This window comes from Mesorhizobium sp. B2-2-3 (assembly GCF_006442405.1).
Taxonomy (GTDB): Bacteria; Pseudomonadota; Alphaproteobacteria; order Rhizobiales; family Rhizobiaceae; genus Mesorhizobium.
In genome coordinates, this window is record NZ_VFWC01000005.1 from 171973 (window position 1) to 191023 (window position 19051).

Annotated in this window: 18 protein-coding genes and 3 pseudogenes; 12 read left to right on the forward strand and 9 right to left on the reverse strand. The window is 61.5% G+C overall.

The genetic code is table 11. The features are described 5' to 3' along the window. Positions 1–12 precede the first annotated feature (12 nt). Genes tssC through tssA form a run of 3 tightly spaced genes read right to left on the reverse strand, consistent with a single transcriptional unit; the run spans position 13 to position 3239 of the window. The gene (gene tssC / locus FJ951_RS11390; protein ID WP_140498288.1) at positions 13–1518 is read right to left on the reverse strand and encodes a type VI secretion system contractile sheath large subunit; all 1506 of its coding nucleotides are present in this window, start codon (positions 1516–1518) and stop codon (positions 13–15) included. Between the two features lie 3 nt (positions 1519–1521). Beyond that, on the reverse strand, positions 1522–2061 hold the full coding sequence (tssB, locus tag FJ951_RS11395) for a type VI secretion system contractile sheath small subunit (protein WP_140515109.1): 540 nt from the start codon (positions 2059–2061) through the stop codon (positions 1522–1524). 5 nt (positions 2062–2066) lie between these two features. Beyond that, positions 2067–3239 (reverse strand): type VI secretion system protein TssA, encoded by a 1173-nt coding sequence (tssA, locus tag FJ951_RS11400; protein WP_140515110.1) that lies wholly within the window; start codon positions 3237–3239, stop codon positions 2067–2069. A gap of 322 nt (positions 3240–3561) precedes the next feature. Between tssA and tssH the strand changes: the two genes are divergently transcribed. Then, positions 3562–6321, forward strand: coding sequence for a type VI secretion system ATPase TssH (tssH, locus tag FJ951_RS11405; protein WP_140515256.1), 2760 nt, complete (start codon positions 3562–3564; stop codon positions 6319–6321). A 156-nt stretch (positions 6322–6477) separates the two neighbouring features. Here the strand turns inward: tssH and FJ951_RS11410 are convergent, their stop codons facing one another. From FJ951_RS11410 to FJ951_RS11425, 4 genes and pseudogenes are all read right to left on the reverse strand, one after another. Next, the gene (locus FJ951_RS11410) at positions 6478–6876 is read right to left on the reverse strand and encodes a hypothetical protein (RefSeq protein WP_140498284.1); all 399 of its coding nucleotides are present in this window, start codon (positions 6874–6876) and stop codon (positions 6478–6480) included. A 527-nt stretch (positions 6877–7403) separates the two neighbouring features. Then, entirely contained in the window at positions 7404–7616 is a 213-nt protein-coding gene (locus FJ951_RS11415; protein WP_181165313.1) for a hypothetical protein, read from the reverse strand. Between the two features lie 194 nt (positions 7617–7810). Beyond that, a pseudogene (locus tag FJ951_RS11420) lies at positions 7811–7927 on the reverse strand (SDR family NAD(P)-dependent oxidoreductase); the annotation flags it as partial. 155 nt (positions 7928–8082) lie between these two features. Next, entirely contained in the window at positions 8083–9258 is a 1176-nt protein-coding gene (locus tag FJ951_RS11425) for an alkene reductase (protein WP_140515112.1), read from the reverse strand. A gap of 111 nt (positions 9259–9369) precedes the next feature. Here FJ951_RS11425 and FJ951_RS11430 point away from each other — a divergent pair, with 111 nt between their 5' ends. Next, positions 9370–10281 (forward strand): LysR family transcriptional regulator, encoded by a 912-nt coding sequence (locus FJ951_RS11430; protein ID WP_140515113.1) that lies wholly within the window; start codon positions 9370–9372, stop codon positions 10279–10281. 22 nt (positions 10282–10303) lie between these two features. Here FJ951_RS11430 and FJ951_RS11435 read toward each other — a convergent pair whose 3' ends face one another. Beyond that, positions 10304–11731 (reverse strand): PLP-dependent aminotransferase family protein, encoded by a 1428-nt coding sequence (locus tag FJ951_RS11435; protein ID WP_140515114.1) that lies wholly within the window; start codon positions 11729–11731, stop codon positions 10304–10306. Positions 11732–11816: 85 nt separating this feature from the next. Between FJ951_RS11435 and FJ951_RS11440 the strand changes: the two genes are divergently transcribed. The 4 genes and pseudogenes from FJ951_RS11440 to FJ951_RS28745 form a co-directional block, all read left to right on the forward strand. Further along, on the forward strand, positions 11817–12230 hold the full coding sequence (locus tag FJ951_RS11440; protein WP_140515115.1) for a cupin domain-containing protein: 414 nt from the start codon (positions 11817–11819) through the stop codon (positions 12228–12230). A gap of 13 nt (positions 12231–12243) precedes the next feature. After that, complete coding sequence (locus tag FJ951_RS11445; protein ID WP_140498278.1) at positions 12244–12699, forward strand: carboxymuconolactone decarboxylase family protein; 456 nt, start codon at positions 12244–12246, stop codon at positions 12697–12699. Between the two features lie 317 nt (positions 12700–13016). Then, positions 13017–13198, forward strand: a pseudogene (locus FJ951_RS11450) (SDR family oxidoreductase); the annotation flags it as partial. Further along, positions 13199–13489: pseudogene (locus FJ951_RS28745) on the forward strand (NADP oxidoreductase coenzyme); the annotation flags it as partial. It abuts the pseudogene before it with no gap. A gap of 134 nt (positions 13490–13623) precedes the next feature. Here the strand turns inward: FJ951_RS28745 and FJ951_RS11460 are convergent. Next, the gene (locus FJ951_RS11460; protein ID WP_140498277.1) at positions 13624–14211 is read right to left on the reverse strand and encodes a TetR/AcrR family transcriptional regulator; all 588 of its coding nucleotides are present in this window, start codon (positions 14209–14211) and stop codon (positions 13624–13626) included. Positions 14212–14451: 240 nt separating this feature from the next. Here FJ951_RS11460 and FJ951_RS11465 point away from each other — a divergent pair, with 240 nt between their 5' ends. From FJ951_RS11465 to FJ951_RS11490, 6 genes are all read left to right on the forward strand, one after another. Beyond that, the gene (locus FJ951_RS11465; RefSeq protein WP_210239743.1) at positions 14452–14988 is read left to right on the forward strand and encodes an NAD(P)-binding domain-containing protein; all 537 of its coding nucleotides are present in this window, start codon (positions 14452–14454) and stop codon (positions 14986–14988) included. Positions 14989–15034: 46 nt separating this feature from the next. Then, the gene (locus tag FJ951_RS11470; protein ID WP_140515116.1) at positions 15035–15988 is read left to right on the forward strand and encodes an SDR family oxidoreductase; all 954 of its coding nucleotides are present in this window, start codon (positions 15035–15037) and stop codon (positions 15986–15988) included. Between the two features lie 31 nt (positions 15989–16019). Further along, positions 16020–16640 (forward strand): NAD(P)-binding domain-containing protein, encoded by a 621-nt coding sequence (locus FJ951_RS11475; RefSeq protein WP_140515117.1) that lies wholly within the window; start codon positions 16020–16022, stop codon positions 16638–16640. A 46-nt stretch (positions 16641–16686) separates the two neighbouring features. Next, on the forward strand, positions 16687–17796 hold the full coding sequence (locus FJ951_RS11480) for an epoxide hydrolase family protein (protein WP_140515118.1): 1110 nt from the start codon (positions 16687–16689) through the stop codon (positions 17794–17796). Positions 17797–17806: 10 nt separating this feature from the next. Continuing rightward, a complete protein-coding gene (locus FJ951_RS11485; protein ID WP_140515119.1) occupies positions 17807–18331 on the forward strand; it encodes a hypothetical protein in 525 nt (174 codons plus the stop codon). 177 nt (positions 18332–18508) lie between these two features. Further along, positions 18509–18856, forward strand: coding sequence for a non-heme iron oxygenase ferredoxin subunit (locus FJ951_RS11490; protein ID WP_181167172.1), 348 nt, complete (start codon positions 18509–18511; stop codon positions 18854–18856). Positions 18857–19051 lie beyond the last annotated feature (195 nt).

A 19051-nucleotide genomic window follows, 5' to 3' on the forward strand; every position in this document is an offset into this window, starting at 1 on the left:
TTGTTGCTGCAATCAAGTCTTAACGGACGGCAGTTCCGACACCAGTCGAAGCGAGGCATTGATGCCCTCCAACTGGTAATGCGGGCGCAGATAGAAGCGGGCGTTGTAGTAGCCCGGCCGCCCCTCCACGCTGTCCACTTGGACCTCGGCGGCGGCGAGCGGGCGCTTGGCGCGCGCCTTGTCGTCGGCAAAGGCCGGGTTGGCCAGCACGTAGCGGTTGATCCACTCGGTCAACCAGATCTGCATGTCGGAGCGTTCCTTAAACGACCCGACCTTGTCTCGCGCTATGGCTTTGAGATAGTGCGCAAAGCGCGAAACCGGGAACAAGTAGGGCAAGTTGGCGCTCAGCCGCTCATTAGACTGCGCATCGGGGTCCACCAGTCGGCCGGCGCGCGTTTCGTCGTCCTGTAACGAATGGGCACCGATGAAAGCCGCAAGATCCGTGTTCTTCCGGTGCAGGATCGGCATCAGGCCAAGCTTGGCGAGTTCCGCCTCACGCCGGTCATCAATGGCGACTTCCGTGGGGCATTTCATCGCTATCGACCCATCATCGGTCGGGAAGCTGTGCACCGGCAAATTAAGCACCGTTCCGCCGTTCTCGACGCCGCGGATCTGGGTACCCCAGCCAAACAGCTTGTGGCTGCGGTTGATGTTGACGCCCATCGGGAAGGCGGCGTTCATCCAGACATACTTGTTGTGATCGCCCTGCACCTCTTCCTCGAAGGTGAAGCCCTTCACCGGAACGGTGTCCGTGCCATATGGCAGCCGGGCCAGGACGCGAGGCATGGTCAGCCCAATGTAGCGAGCATCCTCGCTTTCGCGCAGCGACTGCCAGGAGGCATAGGCCGGGTTGGAAACGATCTGCTGTAGATCCTGAGGGTTCGGCAATTCCTGCCAGCTATCCATACGAAACAGTCGAGGCGAGGCGGCCGCGATAAAAGGCGTATGCGCAGAAGCGCAGATGCCGGAGATGTTGCGTAGCAGACCGACGTCGCGCGGGTGGTTGGAAAATTCGTAGGCGCCAATCACGCAGCCGATCGGCTCGCCGCCAAGCATCGAATATTCGTCTGTGTAGACTTTCTTGAAGATCGGACTCTGATCCCACATCTGGCCTTCGTAGTCTTCGAGCGTGTCGGCCAGCTGCTCCTTGGAGATGTTCATCACCCGGATTTTAAGCTTCTGGTCGGTCTCGGTGTTGTTGACGAGGTACCACAGGCCGCGCCATGTGCCTTCCATTTCGCGCACTTCCGGCGCGTGCAGGATCTCGTTGACCTGAGCCGTCAGCATCTTGTCGATACCGGCGATCAGCGACTTGATCGACTTGATGGCATTGGACGAGATGGTTGTGGTGTCGGAACGGGACTGCGCTGCGAGCGCGAGATTGCGCACGAGTTGCTGCAGCTTCTCGCTGTCGTCTTTCTTGACCTTGAAATCCTTCTCGAGGAGCCCACTGAATTCTCCAAGGTCTATGGCTTCGGCCTCGGCGGCGAGGGTGGCGGTCTTTTGCTGTTCGGCCATGGTTTATTCTCCCGTCTTGTCGTCGTCAGTCAGCGCCTGGCTGGCGATCTTGCCAAGAAGTGGCTCGTTGTTCAGCAACTGCGCGATACGTTTTTCGGCGTCTACGCGGCCATCCATGAAGCCCAGCAATTCCTCGAGTTGACGACGCATCTTGAGGATCTCGGCCAGTTGCGGAACCTGCTCGGCGATCTTGTCGGGGGCAAAATCGCCCATTTTGGTGAAGGTGAGATCGAGTGCCAGTTCCTCGTCGCGCTCTTGGCCTTCGGCCTGCGGCAGCGTGTTCTTCACCCGCGCTTTGACGCGGGGTCCGAGCGCCTCCATGAACTTGGGGAAGCGGTTCGCGTCGGTCTCGACAAAGGAGCGGTCCAGAACCGACTTTGACGCTTCCTTGGTTTGCGAAGCACCGGAAAGGTCGGCCATCACGCCCATGACAAACGGCAGTTCGATCGTCGTCGGGCTGCCGTAGGTTTCCACGTCATAGGCGATCTGCACCCGTGGCGCGCGATTTCGTTCGATGACCTTGGCTTTGCTTTCGGCTGGCATGTGTCTTACCTTTCATCTTTCTGTGCCGTCTTCTTGACATCGGGAACGCCGGCAAGAAGCCGAAATTCCTTCAGTCCCGACGGGGCGAGATCTTCCATCAGTTCAACGAAATCCATATGCACCATTCGGCGCACGCGCCGTGCCAGGTGCGGGATCGGGCTGGACGGTTCGGTGCTGTCATAGAAGGCGACGACGAGATCGAGGCATTTGACGACGTCGTCGCGCGAGGAGATCCGGTCGGGCAGGCCGCTGTCGCCGGATTCTGCGTAGCTTGCCACGCTTGCCATCGTATCGGCTCCATCGCCGTTGCGAACACGTGCTGCCGGTTCTGCTGGCGTCGCGACCGGCTTTGCGAGGCCGTTCGCGGCAGTGGCACCGGTCGCGTTTCGTTCGAGGGTCGTCAGCAGACGCTGCAGAAACCGCTTTAACTCGGGAAGCGTGGCGCCAGCGCCTTCGAGGCGGGAGTTAAAGGCGGCTTCGGCGCTCTCGAGAGCGGCGATCGCGGCGCGGGCGTCGGCTATGAGCAACGTCATTTCTGGCCCGGCCTGATCAATCAGCGCCGCGCATGCGCTGCGCACCCGGTTCACCAGTTGGCTGTGCTCGCTTGCCAGCTTCGCCTTCTCGGCCGCATTCAGTCCCGAAGCAGCCTCCTGCAGCATGACCCGCTCGTCAAGCGAACCCTTCTCCAGATCCGCGCCCAGGATCGGCCCAATGGCGCGCGGCGCAAAGAATGTCATTTTCCGCAAATCTTTGAGTAGACCGTCCTGGCTGTTCTGAAGGTCGGTAAGCGCATTGATGCGGCGCAAGGCTGCTTCGCGCGGCGTGGCACTGGACCGCAGGGCCGGATGCATGGTCGTCCAATGCTGATCGACGGTTTGCGCGATGAGGGTCAGGCCGGCAGCCAGGCCGGCCAACCGATGCTCGTTGGCCAGTCCACGCGTAACAATGACGAGAAGGCGCAGGTCCCGGCCGTGAGACCGCAGCTCTTCAGCCCTGGTAAGCACGGTAGGCCAGTCTATCGGAACGTCGACTTCAGTGTTTTTGCTGCCTTGGAACTCGACTTTCTTCTGCTGTTCCGTCAGTCGCTCCAGCTCATGGAAGGCCGGGTCGTTGCGCAAATCCTCCCCTGACGGATTTTCACCGTCGAGCGGAGTAAGCCAAAGTGCGACATCAATCACACAGACCCCCAGCGACCGGCCCTCAACGGCACCTGACCCAAGGTTACCACACTGACGTGCCGTACGCCAATTAAAGCCGCTGCTTAAAAACTAACGAAAGCTGACCACCGCGTGTTCGCTATGGGATGGCTTGGCGAGACTGCCGAACCCAGTCGGTAAAATGCACCACATGGATGCGCGAAATTCTTCTGCCGCCAGTGGTCTGGGCTTCCAAAGGCTGACGGCCCCGCGAACGGCCTTGGCGACGCCGTCCATCGGGCGCTTTGTCAAGCGACGGCTTATGTGGCAGGTTATCGACTGGCAGATTGCAGGAGCAGGTTCGATGGAACAGCGCCGGTCGTCACAGAGCTTCAAGCGTAAGGAACTGGTCGGCAAGCTCAATCCTGTCGGCGTGCGCGCCTTCAAGGCAGCCGCGGACACCGCCAAGCTGCGCGGCAACCCTTACGTCGAACTCGTCCACTTCATCGAGCAACTGGTGCTTTCCGATCGCTCGGACGTGCAAATGATCATCGCCGATGCGGGAGTGGATGCCAGCCGGCTCACGGCCGATATGACCCGCGCCGTGGACAAGCTGCCATACGGCGCCACATCGATCGAGGAATTTTCCGACCACATCTTTCATGCCATCCAGGAGGCCTGGAACTTGGCGACGCTTGAGTTCAGCGTCGAGGAAGTCCGCAGCGCGCATATTCTGCTCGCTTGCCTGAAGACCCCGGTCCTAGAAGGCCTGCTGTCGAAGATCAGCGGCGTATTCGACGAGATCGACGCCGACGCGGTGATCGCGCGGTTCGCCGATGTCATGGAGGGCTCACTCGAAGCTGGCACCTCGACCACGGTCTCCGCAACGGAGATGCCACGGCGGGCTCCGGGTGGGGATTCGGCGCTGGCGAAATACGCCACCGACCTGACCCAGCGCGCCCGCGACGGCAAGATCGATCCCGTCGTCGGCCGCGACCCCGAGATCAGGCAGATCGTTGATGTCCTGATGCGGCGGCGGCAGAACAACCCGATCCTGACGGGCGAAGCCGGGGTAGGCAAGACCGCGGTCGTCGAGGGCTTCGCCTTGCGTATTGCCCAGGGCGATGTACCACCGATGCTACAGGGCGTCAGCGTGCGCATGCTCGATGTCGGTTTGATGCAGGCCGGGGCAAGCGTAAAGGGCGAGTTCGAAAAACGGCTTAAGGCTGTAATCGACGAGGTGCAGTCGTCCGAAACACCGGTTATCCTTTTTATCGATGAAGCTCACACCTTGATCGGCGCAGGCGGCCCTGCTGGAACCGGCGACGCGGCCAATCTCCTGAAGCCGGCGCTGGCACGCGGTGAACTGCGTACCGTCGCGGCAACGACCTGGGCTGAATACAAGCAGCACATAGAAAAAGACCCGGCGCTGACCCGTCGGTTTCAGGTGGTAAAGATCGACGAGCCTTCCGAAGCTGTGGCCGTTCTCATGTTGCGCGGGGTGGCCGGAGTTCTCGAGCAGCACCACCGGGTGCAGATACTGGATGAGGCGATCGAGGCGGCAGTGGGCCTGTCACACCGCTATATCCCGGCGCGGCAACTACCCGACAAGGCGGTAAGCCTTCTCGACACCGCTTGCGCCCGGGTCGCAATCTCGCAGCATGCCACGCCGGCCGAGCTCGAGGATATCATACGGCGGCGCCAGGCGCTGGAGGTCGAGCACGGCATCATCGATCGTGAGGCGGCGATCGGGATCGAGGTGACCGAACGGCAGGCACGGGTCGACACCGGACTTGCCGAAACAGGGGTCGCGCTGGCTGCCGCGCAACAACGTTGGGACCGCGAAAGAGTTTTAGTTGCCGAGATACTCGAATTGCGTGCCCGGCTGCGCGGCGACGGTATGCCGCTCGATGCGATGGAAACGCCAGCGGATGCCAACGCCTCTGAGTCTGAGTTGCCTGAGATCCAAACGCCCAAGGACAAGGCATCCGATCCCAAAGTGAAAACGGCTGTTGCCGATGGACTTCCACCTGATCCGGTCGCCGATCTTACCCGGTTGCGCGAACGCATGGCTGAACTGGCCGAGGCGCAAGGCGAGGCGCCGCTGATCCTGCCCTCGGTTGATCGAAATGCCGTGGCCGCGGTGGTCCAGGACTGGACCGGCATCCCCACGGGGCGCATGCTGTCGAGCCAGACCGAAAAAGCCCTCCGGCTCGCGGCCACTCTGTGCGAGCGCGTGGTTGGCCAAGAGCATGCCATGGAGATGATCGCCAAGCGTGTGCAGACCAGCCGCGCCGGGCTCGGCGCGCCGGAAAAGCCGGTGGGGGTGTTCCTGCTTTGTGGCCCCTCCGGCGTCGGCAAGACCGAAACCGCGCTGGCCTTGGCGGAGACGCTTTATGGTGGCGAACAGAACCTGATCTCGATCAACATGTCGGAGTTTCAGGAGGCGCATACTGTCTCGACTTTAAAGGGAGCGCCCCCCGGCTATGTCGGCTACGGCAAGGGTGGCATCCTGACAGAGGCGGTTCGGCGCAAACCCTATTCGGTGATCCTGCTCGACGAGGTCGAGAAGGCGCATCCGGACGTCCACGAAATCTTCTTCCAGGTTTTCGACAAGGGCATGATGGACGACAGCGAAGGGCGGCGCATCGATTTCAAGAACACATTGATCCTGCTCACCTCGAACGTCGGCTCTGAAGTCATCATGGACCGGACGAGGAACGGCACGGTTCGGACCGGCCTCGAAGATCTGGATACGGCCTTGCGCCGGCCGTTGCTGAAGGTTTTTCCGGCGGCGTTTCTTGGACGGGTGGTAACCATTCCTTACTACCCGCTGTCGGATTCGATGATCGAGGCGATCACCCGTCATCAGTTCGCCAGGATCGCTCGCCGGCTGCGTGCAACCAGTGGCGCGGAACTGGTGATCGGCGACGGCGTCATCGATCTGGTCAGGGCACGCTGCACGGAAATCGAATCCGGCGGGCGGATGATCGATGCCATCTTAACCAACACGCTTCTGCCGGAATTAAGCCGCGGCGTGCTCAACCGGTCGCTTGACGGTGAAAAGATGACGAAGGTGACCGTCGGAGCCTCCGACGGGGGCTTTACTTATTTCTTCGAGTAATTTGGGCGGATGGTACCGGCGCATCAAACGGCTTTGCATCCGCGCGGTGGATTGAAGGATGTCTTCCACGGCATGGCGCAAAGAGCGCGGCGAGGCTTTTGTCCGCGCTTGCGTGCAAAAGGCAACCAAGCACGCAAAGGAGTTTCCTTTGGGCTGCTAGACCGCTCGCCGTCGCTTGCCGTCATAGTCCCCGGGTGTGCTCATTCTGGCCCCTGGATTATACTGAACGTGAATATGCGGAAACATAGGCCCTTGATCGTTCACCAGGACTAAATACTTGGCCTTGCCAAGTTCAGAGTTAAGCTCCTGCTGCAAAAAGTATCCTAAAAGGATTGACAACATACCGGTCCCGCGATCCGCCAGCTTTTTCGTCCTAATATCAACCGCATTGCCGGAATGATGCAGGGACCAGCGGGAATGATTATACCACTCTTTTCCAGCAGTAAGCTCAAGCTCAAGCCGCCTCGGCGCATGTTGTCTGAAAACGCGTCGAATTATCGGAATGGCCTCCTGCATTTGCGGGCTGAGGCCGCTTTCAATTGTTCTCTCCCTCATCGCAATCTCCATGAAAAGAAAGCGTCATTCCCTTACCACAACTATTACACCTACGCCTCATCCATGAATATCGCAGGGCCGAGATCAAGCTTTTTGTGAGTGCAAACGTGATGCCTCAGATCGTATGCAAGCCGGTGCACCATGCCATGTTGCCGTCGTCGCCCATTTTGGCGAGCGGTTCCCTGTCATGCATCGTGGCAGGATCGTCGAGTTCGGCCCACCACCGGATCATTACTGACCCCCACTCAAACGTCGCCGAAACCCGCGACGTAAGGTGCTGAAAACAAAAGTAAAACATTCCATAGATAATCAGCAACAATCGGCACGCAGATAGCTACTTTGTCGGCAGGTAGTCGTGCGAAACCATCGTCCCAATTCGCCAAGCGCCCGATGGGCTCACGGCAATTGGGGATTGCTGGTGGATTGCGGTAATTCGTTTGGTTGTACTGGAATTTGATACGAGTGTCATTCCAAGTACCTGGCGACCATCGGCCACGCCGCAAGTTGGCGGCTATCTGCAGCCAGCTTTAAAAGCCAATGACCATCCACGGATCGGTGTCGTATCCGAGGCGCGGCTTTTCCGGGGTTGCTCCATCCGGCATTTTGGCCGTGCCAGTCAAACCGCAGTCCAGATCTCTCACCGGCTTCTTGGTCGAATGCTTCGTAGAGCACAGGGCCGCAGCATCACCGACCACCACTTTCTTTTCCTTGGCAATGGTGCCACCTGTCGCAGCGATCATGATAGCCGCGCAAAATATAGCAACTCTCATCGTACTCCCCCACGGTTGCGCATCCTCAAGATGCCGGACATTACGTTATGTCATTTTTATATTAGCACAAGCGAATATTTAATCCTCACGCCCGCCTCCTGCCAATGGCCTCGAGGCGGGCTGCTCTTCCATTTCGCGATGGCCTTCACGCCAAGCTCGTCCGCTGGATCATCGCCACGAGCGATGCCGACAACGTGATGACCGTCGGCGGCGAGCCGCGCCGAGAGCGCGCGGCCGATGCCCTTGCTGGCGCCGGTGACGAGAAATGTTCGCTTTGTCATGATGTTTCTGCCTGTCGTGAAAGAAGGGCGGTCAGGCGCACCCAGATCCAGGATCTGCGCGGGCACAGGGCGACTCCGCCGGAACCTATGGAGGTCGTCTCGACCGGCAGGAGTGCGTGGCGCTGCGCCGGACTCCTGCTCGGCCTATCGTCGTGTCAGGCGGCCCTGCTTGCGGCGCCATTCTTCGAATAGGTGGGGAAGTCCGTGTACCCCACCTCGCCATTGCGGGTGTAATAGACGGACCGGTCCGCTACGGCCAATGGCCAGCCGCTCCGAAGACGCTCGACGAGATCCGGGTTCGCGATATACGGCCTGCCATAGGCAATCAGGTCCACCAGCCCGGTAGCGAGCGCGGCTTGGGCACGCTCGACGTCATTGAAGCCGCCGCACCATATGAACGCGCCGGGGAACGACGCTCGCGCCTTGGCGAGCATGTCATGGTCGAGATGGCGCGCCTCGAACGTGGCCGATTCCATGTTGCCGTCGGGCAGCAGTTCGTAGAGCAGATGGACATAGGCCACGCCGCGGCGCCCGAGCTGCTCGACGATGTACAGGAACGTCTCCTCGACGAGCGGATCAGCGGGCATTGAACCATATTTGCCGAACGGTGAGAGGCGAACCCCCACGCGTCCCGCGCCGAATTCCGCCACGACCGCGTCGACGACTTCCATCAGGAAGCGCGCACGATCTTCCATGCTGCCGCCGCCGTAGCGGTCGGTGCGGGTGTTGAGCACCGAGTTCATGAACTGCTCGATCAGATAGCCGTTGGCGGCATGGATCTCGATGCCGTCAAACCCGACCTCCCGCGCATTGGCGGCGGCTTTGGCGAAGGTTCCCACCATGGCCGTCACTTCCTCGGTGCTGAGCGGCCTCGGCGTCTCTGCCGCCATGAAGCGCAACCGGCCGTCCGGGCCATGGGCGAACACCTCTGAGCCGACGGCCTGTTCCGCGGTCACGCCCACTGGCGCCTGGCCGTTCGGCAGAAGCGAGGAATGCGCCAGTCGGCCGACATGCCACAGCTGCATGAAGATGGTGCCGCCCTGACGATGAACCTCTTCGGTCACCGGGCGCCAGGCCTGCTTCTGGGCTTCGGAGTGAATCCCGGGAATCCGCGCGTAGCCGTGGCTGGACTGATCCACGTCGTTGACTTCGGAGATGATCAGGCCGGCGCTAGCTCGCTGACCGTAATATTTGACGGTCAGTTCGTTCGGGAGGTCGCCATCTGTCGGAAGAGCACCCTCGGAGGTGCGGGTGCGCGTCATCGGCGGCATGACGATGCGGCTCGTGAGGTGGACGGGACCTAGATCGAAGGAATCGAATAGAGAGGGCATGGGGCGGCTCCTGTGGAGAATTAAAGCTCCAGAAGATATAAAGGGATACTCCTCAGCAGATTAGTGCCGGCCTGGTGGACTCACTATTGCGTTTGAAGCTACAATAGGCGGATGAACTCGCGTTTCGATGGCATCGCCGAATTCGTAGCCGTTATTCGGCTCGGTAGTTTCACCGCGGTTGCGGCGGAAATGGGCATGGCCAAGTCCGCGATCGGCCGGGCGGTGTCGCGTCTGGAGGCGCGCTTGGGCTCCAAGCTGCTCCACCGGACGACCCGCCGCCTGACCTTGACGCCTGCCGGAGAGGCCTGGCTGGAGCACTGCGTCGCGGCACTCGACGAACTTGAGCGTGGCGAGAGCGCCCTCGCGCTCGCGCGGGACACGCCTGGCGGCGAAGTCCGCATCGATCTCCCGACGGCGTTCGGTCGACTGCACGTCATGCCCGTACTGTTAGGGGTTGCGAAACGCTATCCGGCGCTGAACCTCAATGTCAGCTTCACCGACCGGCGGATCGACCTGATCGGCGAAAACATCGACCTCGCCGTGCGTATCGGCAATCTTGAGGATTCGACCGACCTCGTCGCGCGACAGATTGGGGTCCAGCAGACGGTGATAGTCGGAGCACCTGGCTATCTCGCACGGCGGGGCGTTCCGCGATCCTGGAGCGATCTTGCCGGACACGATTGCATCGTCGGACGACGGCAAGGCAACCGCATCGCCTGGCTGATGAAGCAACCCGACGGCTCGACAGCGCGGCAGGCCGTCCCCGTCAAGCATGAACTGCAGGATTTCGAGACGGTGCTAATGGCCGCTAAGGCAGGACACGGTCTGACGCAACTTCCGTCATGGATGGTGGAAGGCGATCTTCAAGACGGGGCCCTTCAGATTGTCCTGGAGGGCCTGTCAGGCGGCGAACTGCCGATCAGCGTCCTGTGGCCGCAGACAAAGGCGCTGCCGGCGAAGATTCGCGTTACCATAGACGGCCTCGTTCAGTGGTCGCTTGTTTCAACGAGTGTCGCTGCCTAGCAACGTCTTACTTGGAGCAGTCTCAAATCGGCTGTCCGCCGTCGATCCGCCTAATCGCCTCGAAGAGCCGATCACAGGATTTTGCCAGGTTCTTGCCCGGCGTGGTGGCGACCCCGAGCAAGAGGCCGGATTCGGCAGTGGCGGGCGACGCATACCACGCGGAGAGCGGTGCGGGGGACATCCCGAAGGCCGAAACCTCGCGCGCCACGGCAATGTCCGATATTTCCCTCGGCAGCTTCAGCAGCACGGCCAGGCCCGGCGTTGCAATCTGGTCAGCATTCACATTCGCCCAAAGCTGCTCGAGCAACGTCGCGCGCCTTGCGACATAGGCCCGCTTCGTGCGGCGGAGATGGCGAATATAGTGGCCCTCCCGCATGAATTCGGCGGTCGCGAGCTGCACTGCCGGCCCCGGGGCGGGCGCTAAGCACGCCGCGACTTCAGCGAAAGCGCATACGAGGCTGGCCGGCACGATCACGAAACCCAGCCGAAGGGTCGGGCTGATTGTCTTGCTGAAGGACCCGATGTGAATGACGCGCCCGTCGCGGTCGAGCGACGCGAGCGCCGGCGCGGCCCTGCCGGTCAGCTGAAGCTCGCTCAGATAATCGTCTTCGATCACCCAGGCCTGGGTCGAAGCTGCCCATTCGAGCAGGCGCAGGCGCCGCTCGAGCGACAAGGTCGAGCCGAGCGGCGCATGTTGACCCGGTGTGACCAGGGCAAGCTTCGCGGTCGGATGCTGGCACAGTGCGTCATCGAGATCGATGCCGTTGCAATCGACCGGGACCGGAGCGAGAGACAAACCGGCGAGTTCGAGCCCCTTTCGGGTCCATGGGAAACTGGGCTCCTCGATCCAGGCGGTCTCCCCCGCCAGCTTCAGAACGGATAGCGCCAGGCCGAGCCCCGCACCGAAACCTCCAGTGACAATGACCTGCGACGGCAGACAGATGATGCCCCGTGCTACGGCGAGGTAGCCAGCGATTTCCCGCCTCAACTCGAGTTCGCCGCGAGGATCGGGGTAGAGGGGGGCGGCAGCGGCTTCGGCGCGGATGGCGTGCGCGCGCATCCGCGCGAACAAGGTGGCGGGGAAGATATCGCTTGCGGGGATGCCCATCTGGAAGATGCCGGGACCCTGCGTCATCTCCTGATAAATCCGCATGAAGGAGCCTTCGTCCGGCACCGGCTCGGATATCGCGACGGCGCGGGGGCGCTTTGCGACGCGCGTTCCCTCGGCTGGCGTTGCCTCGATCAACTGGGCGGCCGCGAGCTTCTCATAGGCTGTCCGGACAGTGCCGCGCGCGACGCCCAGCTGTGCTGCCAGGTCCTGCCATGAGGGCAACCGTGCGCCTGGTTCCAGCGCGCCTTCCTCGATTGCGACGGCCACGCCCTTGCGAATTTGCTCCGCAAGGGAAGTCTTGGCGGCGCGATCCAAATCCAGGTCCAGCGGCTTGCTCATGAAGCCTCAGTACACGATTTTTTTGCGTTCTTGGTGCTTTTTCCTGGCCCGATTCGCCGGCATCTATACGGGCAAGGAGATGCCAATGCGAATTCGTGCCATTTTCACCGCCGCCTGCGCCGCGATTGCCATCGTCGGGCCGGCCTGGGCGCAGGACGACCAATCGGAGACGGTCACGCCGAAGTTCGAGCAGGTGATCCCGAACATCCCCGGCAAATCGATGGTCGTCGTCGAGGTCGATTATGCGCCGGGCGCCGCTTCCCAGCCGCACCGGCATGCCAGGTCCGCCTTTATCTTCGCCTATGTCGTCTCGGGCGAGATCGAGTCCAAGGTGAACGATGGCGAGACCCGCATCTACAAAGCGGGCGAGAGTTGGTCGGAGCTGCCCAACGCAACCCATTCGGTCAGCCGCAACGCCAGCAAGACCAGGCCAGCGAAGCTGCTTGCGGTCTTCGTCGTCGATTCCGACGACAAGGCCCTCACTACTCCCCTCAATTGAACGGATCGGAACGATGGCCAAGAGGCTCGACTACAACCAGATCGCCCCGAGCGGCGCCAAGGCGCTCGGCACCGTCTACGGCTATGTTCTCCAGAGCGGCTTGCCTGCCGAACTGGTCGAGCTCGTCTATCTGCGGGTCTCCCAGATCAACAACTGCGCCTATTGCCTTGACATGCACACGCGTGACCTCGTCAAGAAGGGCGTGAAGATCGAGAAGATCGCGCTGGTGCAAGCCTGGCAGGAAGGCGGCAGCCTGTTCAGCGAGAGAGAGCGCGCCGCGCTTCGCTGGGCCGAGAGCGTGACCAATGTTGCACAGACCGGGGTTCCGGACGCCGCCTATGAAGCCGTGCGTGCCGTCTTCGATGAAAAGCAGCTCGTCGACCTGACGATCGCGATCAGCCTGATGAACAGCTACAACCGAATGGCCATCAGCTTTCGGAATACGCCCCAGGCCGTTCTCGAGAATTGATGGAGCAGAATAATGAATGGTAACGTGATTTCCAGGATCAAGATCCCGGACAGCAAATTGGCGCGCGAGGCGACCGAGTTCGTTCGCGACAGGAATCGAGTTCCTTTTCAATCACTCTGTTCGCTTGCGCCTTCTGGTGATCGTAACCTGACAGATGGCGGCCCTAAGGAGAGGCGGCTCAACTCGCAAGCCGGCAGCCCCATTGTCGTCGGTCAGGAGTGTGCACGGCGATTCCGAAACCGGCCGTTCCGTATGCGGCCTGAGAAGCGGTACACTTACGTTTCAGCTTGGACTTTGCAGCTATTCCCGCTTGCATCGCGACCGAACTCGCGACCGAAGCGCTCGGAGAGGACGGCTGGAAGGCTTAAGGCTCAATGACTGCGTTTCAGCGCATGGGCGATCCGGCAGAGCTCGGGGCGGCGGCACCCTTCCTCGCCTCATCGGACAGCAGCTTCATGACAGCGAGGTAGCGGTCGACGGCGGCCTAGCCCAACTCTGACAGCCGTCTTCCAAGTTCATTGAGCAGGCCTTCTCAGGTGCAAACTGGTCAAGGGTTTCAATCATTTGATCGCTGCCATCCTTGACAGGATCCGGCCGTAAAGGGCGGCAGGAGAGTCATATTCCTGGCGAGCGATGATGAAGACGCCGCGGCGCAGATTGGTACGCTCGCGGAAAATCTCGGCTTTGCGCCGATAAAGCTAGGCGGGCTTTCCGAAGGCGACTGCTCGTGCAGGCGCGCAGGAACAGCTGGGGCCGGCTGGTCTTCAAGGACCTGGTCAAGTTTGACTGATGAACATGACGTCCCCACCGGCAGGGACACGATGCACGCATCGGATCGAGCACTATCCGATGCGTGCGGCCGAGGTGATGCTTGGAAGCAAACGATGAAGTGCTCCGCCTCTCGTCAGCAGTATGATGAAATACTTAGTTTTGACGGTCGAGCGCAGCAGAAGCCGATCCGGTCGACGGGTTCGCCAGGATGGCGCCCGTAATGATGCGAAAGAGATGATCGGCCCGCGGCGCGAATGAGGGTTGGTCGACCGCCCAGCCGAGCGCCGTCATCAGGGCGAACAGGTCATCCCCATTCATGTCGGGCCGCGCCGCGCCTTCGGCCTGTGCGCGGAGCAGCAGTCGCGCGCTCGCCGAGTGCACCGCTGCGCATGAAGCGTAAAGAGCGGAATTCGGATTCGTGTGGGCGGCGGCCATCATGGCGACGACGCCCCTATAGCTTTGGGCGAACGCCAACCACTCCTGGAACCAGGAGATGAGCGCTTCGTCAGGCGAATCCGAGGTTTCGAGTTCATCTGCCCTCTGAGTCAGTGCGTCCAGATTCGTACACAGCAGCGCCTCGAACAGGGCTTCTCGCGTCGGGAAATGACGAAGCAGCGTGGCTAACCCGACCTCGGCCCGACGGGCGATATCGCGCATGGACGCATTGATACCGTGCTCGGCGACGACGTCACGCGCGACCGCGAGGATATGGCTGTAATTTTTTTTTGCGTCGGCTCGCATGAGATGCCTTGATAAGCGGATCAGTGATCCGTATATGTGGATCGATGATCCAGTTACTAAGCGGATCGGTGAACCACTAAATAGAGTGCGTCTGCACAAATGGCAACAAAGGCGCTGCCCGCCCCGCAAGGAAAATGAACATGAGCACTATCAGCATCATCGGGTCAGGCGGTATGACCGCAGCGATCGGCGACCTTGTCGCCAAGGCCGGACACACCGTCGAGGTGATGAGCCGCGACAGTGCCAAGTCGCGGGCGCCGGCCGAGCAGGTCGGAGCCGGCGCGACGACCGGAACATTTTGGCGCCGCTCCGGTCGGGGACATTGTCATCCTGGCGGTTCCCTATTCGGCCGTTCTCGACGTGGTGAAGCAGTACGGCGAAAAGCTGGCAGGCAAGCTCATTGTCGACATCACCAACCCCATCAAATCCGACTTCACGGGTTTCTTGACTCCTGAAGACAGTTTCGGCGCGCAGGAGATCGCCAAGGTTGCTCCTGCCAATGCCACTATCGTCAAGGCGTTCAACACCCAGAACGCCCGGGTCTTGGCTGCCGGTCCAATCGGGGGCCATCCATTGGACGTGTTCATCGCCGGGGACGACTCTCAAGCGAAGGCGCGCGTCTCGGCGTTCATCGACAGCCTCGGACTACGTCCGATGGATACCGGGCGGCTGATTATGGCCCGAACGCTGGAGCACGCCTGCATGCTGTGGCTGGGCCTCATGACCCACTCCGTCAAACACACCAACTTCTCAATCCGCGTCAGCCTCCTCGGCTGAGCCCGCGGCACCACGTCTCGCATCACATTACCCAAGGAGCAGCAGCATGCGCGTTTTCGTTACTGGCGGGACCGGCCATATCGGTTCGTATGTCATCCCCGAGCTCATCGCGGCCGGACATGAGGTCATTGGCCTGGCCCGGTCGGACACGTCCGCGACTGCGGTATCGGCACTCGGCGCCAAGGTACGTCGCGGGGATATCACCGACCTCGATGGGCTCAAGGTCGCGGCGGCGGAGTCCGACGGCGTCATCCACGTCGCGCACCGGCAAGACCTGCTGCCCTCCGGCGGGATCGACGCCGTGGCAGCCGCGGAGCTCCAGATCATGCTCGCCTACGGCGAGGCGCTGGCGGGGACCGGAAAGCCGCTCGTCGTCTCAGGGAGCATCGGCTCGCCGGGGTGGGAAGGCCTGGGCCGGCCAGCCACCGAGGAAGATCCGGCTCTTCCCGGCGGCGAAGCATACAAGGGCACCCTGCGGGTTCGCAACGCCGTGGAACTCGCCGTGATCGGCATAGCGGGACGGGGCGTGCGGTCTTCGGTCGTCCGAATTCCTCCCATCGCGCACAGCACGACCGATGCCGGCTTCCTCCAGCTGCTGATCGGTCTCGCGAAGGAGAAGGGCGTAATCGGTTACCCCGGAGACGGCGCGAACCTCTGGCCGGCTGTGCATGCCCGCGACCTGGCCTCCCTGTTCCGCCTGGCGCTGGAGAAGGGGCCGGCTGGCAAATATTGGCACGGGATTGAGGGCGAGGGCATCCGGTTCCGCGAGATCGCTGAGGCCATTGGCAGCCGTATGGGCATGCCTGCTGTGCCCATCCCTGCGGACGTACTGATGTTGCCAGGCTTCTTCGGCTTTCTCGCGAACTTGGTCACGCTGGACCTTCCGGCGTCCAACGCCATCACCCGCCAGACGCTCGGCTGGGAGCCAGCTCAGCCGGGCCTGCTCGAGGACCTCGACAACGGCCACTACTTCCCGGCGGATCGTATCGCGATCCCGTGATCCGTCCACCCAACTCACAAGGAGACAACACATGAGCACTATCAGCATCATCGGCTCAGGAGCCATGGCCGCCGCGATCGCGGGCCGTGCCGCCAAGGCCGGACATACCGTCGAGGTTGTCAGCCGCGACCCCGCCAAGGCGCGGGTGCTCGTCGACCAACTTGGAGTCGGAGCGACCACCGGGACATACGGCGCCGCCCCCGCGGGCGACATCGTCATCCTCGCCGTGCCGTACAGCGGTGCCGCGGCGGCGGTAGCCGACTTTGGGAAAGCGCTCGATGGCAAGGTGATCGTCGACATCGCCAACCCGGTTGCCCCCGACCTCTCGGGCCTCGTCACGCCCCACGGCAGTTCCGGCGCGCAGGAGACCGCAAAGGGCCTCCCCGCCGGCGCGCATGTTGTGAAGGCATTCAACACGATCTTTGGTCACGTGCTTGCGAAGGGTGGACGGCTCGACGCGTTCATCGCAGCCGACGATGCGGAGGCGAAAGCGCGCGTCTCGACGTTCCTCGAAAGTCTCGGGCTGCGTCCGCTCGACGTGGGCGGCTTGCACATGGCCCAGACGGTGGAGGCGCTCGGTTTGATGATGATTGGCCTCGCCAAAAACGGCGCCGGCACCTGGAACTTCGCTATGAACGTCGATATCGGCTGAACCACCGACATCAGCCCTCCGCTGCACTACAGCCAAGGAATCGATCATGATCACTCCCTTCCAGATTCCCTATGATGCGGACCAGGCCGCTGACCTTCGTAGCCGCCTCGCACGGACGCGTTGGGCCGACGCGGTAACTGACGACTGGACCATGGGAACCGAGCGCGGCGTCCTCAACCAGTTCATCGATTTCTGGCGTGACGGCTATGACTGGGCGCAGCGACGAGACCGGCTTAACCAGCTTCCCCATTTCCGGACGACGGTCGACGGCCATGGCATACACTTTCTGCATTTTCGCAGCGGCCAAAGGGGATCGATCCCGCTACTGCTGATGAACGGCTGGCCGTCAAGCTTCGTGGAGTTTCAGCGTATAGCACCGCTGCTTACCCAGGGAACGCCGGCATTCGATGTCGTGATTCCCACCATGCCCGGCTTCGGCTACTCGGACAGGCCAACCCGGCCCTACGAGGCGGAGCCCAGCGACCTCTATCCGAAGTTGATGACGATGCTGGGCTATGGGCGGTTCCTCGTGGCCGGGACTGACATCGGCTCCGGCCTTGCCACCCGGATAGCGCTTCGGTATCCGGCGCGTTTGCTGGCTCTCCATGTCTCGGCGGTCGCGCCGAAGCCGATTCCAGAAGATGCATCGCCCCTGTCGAAGGCCGAGATCGACTATGACGAGCGCCTCCAACTGTGGAGCCGGGAGGAAGGGGGCTATCAGGCGATCCAGAGCTCGAGGCCACAAACTCTCGCCTTTGGGCTTGCCGACAGTCCTGTTGGCCTAGCCTCGTGGATTGTCGAGAAATTCCGGGCCTGGACGGACTGCGATGGCGACGTCTTCTCTGTCTGGCCCCTCGAAGCCTTGATTGACACCCTGATGATCTACTGGATGACCAACACGATCGGGTCGTCTGTCCGCTACTATTACGATGCCGCCCGGCTGCGGCCGCCGCTGCGGGCAGATGACTTCGTGCATGTCCCCACCGCCGTCGCGATGTGGCCACATGATCTGGCGCTCGCGCCGCGCGAGCGGGCCGAGCGGCTCTACAATGTGCAGAGTTACACCGTCTTTCCGCGTGGCGGGCATTTTCCGGCCTGGGAAACGCCGGAACTCTACGCCGACGATTTGCGAAAGATCGCGCTCGCCGCGATCTGAACGAACAAGCGTGTTCCGCTTCACCCACGAGCGGGCACGGCTCGTGGAGATTGCCCGCCAGCGGCGTGCCGAGCAGGCGCGGCTGGCCAAGCTCGAAGAACAGCGGGTGGAATATCTCGATCGCAAGCTCGCGCAGCCAGAGCAGCGTGATCGACTACGGACGTTTCTGATGACGCTTCCCGCTGACTCCATCTCCGAGGAAGCGTTCGGGCGAAGAAGGAAGGTTACCGCTAGAGCCATTCACGGTCCACGATCTTCGGCATACGGGATCAGTGTTTTGGTACATCTGCCCCAGACGATTTTTCCATCCTCGAAGCGAGCTAGCAAGTCACTATCGTCGCCAATTGCCGGCTTGATGCTGCCTTGGCAGCCCGCTTCCAAGTTCGCGTTTCCGGCTCCTTTGGAGCGTTCCGTGCACGAATTGCAGGCCCCTCCGGCCGTTCGCATCGCGATGGACGTGAGGGCATTGTTTCTGATCACCAGATTGGCGCTTCGCGCATTGTCTCGGGCACGACCGGTTCGAACCCTCCGATAGATCTCCGTGCCTGACATATCGCCGCGTCCGGCTGCCATGCAGCCGTATTTTCGGCGATTGCTTGCCTGTGGTCGATCACTCGGCATGGGGTTCATCGATATCTCTATTCCCACAATGAATTTGCGAGCGAAGGAAAGAGAACGAAAATAAACGAAACAAACGGACATGGGGAGGCGCATGGACGCGCAGACTAATCCAGAAAGCAGGCAGTGGATCCAGGCGGTCCGTGCCGACAGTCTTCCTGTCGACGATGCGACGCGCATCGAGCACCAGGGGGTATGTATCGCCATCTTTAATCTTGCCGGCAAGTTCTACGCCACTTCAGGCATTTGCACGCACGCCCACGCCTTCCTTTCGGAAGGCTATATCGACGGCCAGACGGTGGAGTGTCCTTTGCATCAGGGACTGTTCCACATCCCCACCGGCACACCGCTTTCACCGCCCGTTACCGAGCGGCTGAAGACCTACGAAACCAAGGTGTCGGACGGCTACGTCCACATCCTGGTGGAAGGAGGAGTGACTTGAACTTGTCGGGATATATCCCGGGCTGAAAGCAAATATGGAGGAGACCTAAAATGCTGAAATTATCACGTCGCCATCTGCTGAAGACAGCCGCGGCGCTTTCCGTTCTCGCTGCTGCACCGCTGACGACAGTTCCGGCCTTCGCCGAAGACTCCGTCCACGCCGTTCTCAATGGCCTGATCAAGAAATACTCCGACG

Coding starts and splice junctions, on each gene's coding strand:
- tssC (WP_140498288.1), bottom strand. CDS start 1,518: ATGGCCGAACAGCAAAAGACCGCCACCCTCGCCGCCGAGGCCGAAGCC.
- tssB (WP_140515109.1), bottom strand. CDS start 2,061: ATGCCAGCCGAAAGCAAAGCCAAGGTCATCGAACGAAATCGCGCGCCA.
- tssH (WP_140515256.1), top strand. CDS start 3,562: ATGGAACAGCGCCGGTCGTCACAGAGCTTCAAGCGTAAGGAACTGGTC.
- FJ951_RS11410 (WP_140498284.1), bottom strand. CDS start 6,876: ATGAGGGAGAGAACAATTGAAAGCGGCCTCAGCCCGCAAATGCAGGAG.
- FJ951_RS11415 (WP_181165313.1), bottom strand. CDS start 7,616: ATGATCGCTGCGACAGGTGGCACCATTGCCAAGGAAAAGAAAGTGGTG.
- FJ951_RS11425 (WP_140515112.1), bottom strand. CDS start 9,258: ATGCCCTCTCTATTCGATTCCTTCGATCTAGGTCCCGTCCACCTCACG.
- FJ951_RS11430 (WP_140515113.1), top strand. CDS start 9,370: ATGAACTCGCGTTTCGATGGCATCGCCGAATTCGTAGCCGTTATTCGG.
- FJ951_RS11435 (WP_140515114.1), bottom strand. CDS start 11,731: ATGAGCAAGCCGCTGGACCTGGATTTGGATCGCGCCGCCAAGACTTCC.
- FJ951_RS11440 (WP_140515115.1), top strand. CDS start 11,817: ATGCGAATTCGTGCCATTTTCACCGCCGCCTGCGCCGCGATTGCCATC.
- FJ951_RS11445 (WP_140498278.1), top strand. CDS start 12,244: ATGGCCAAGAGGCTCGACTACAACCAGATCGCCCCGAGCGGCGCCAAG.
- FJ951_RS11460 (WP_140498277.1), bottom strand. CDS start 14,211: ATGCGAGCCGACGCAAAAAAAAATTACAGCCATATCCTCGCGGTCGCG.
- FJ951_RS11470 (WP_140515116.1), top strand. CDS start 15,035: ATGCGCGTTTTCGTTACTGGCGGGACCGGCCATATCGGTTCGTATGTC.
- FJ951_RS11475 (WP_140515117.1), top strand. CDS start 16,020: ATGAGCACTATCAGCATCATCGGCTCAGGAGCCATGGCCGCCGCGATC.
- FJ951_RS11480 (WP_140515118.1), top strand. CDS start 16,687: ATGATCACTCCCTTCCAGATTCCCTATGATGCGGACCAGGCCGCTGAC.
- FJ951_RS11490 (WP_181167172.1), top strand. CDS start 18,509: ATGGACGCGCAGACTAATCCAGAAAGCAGGCAGTGGATCCAGGCGGTC.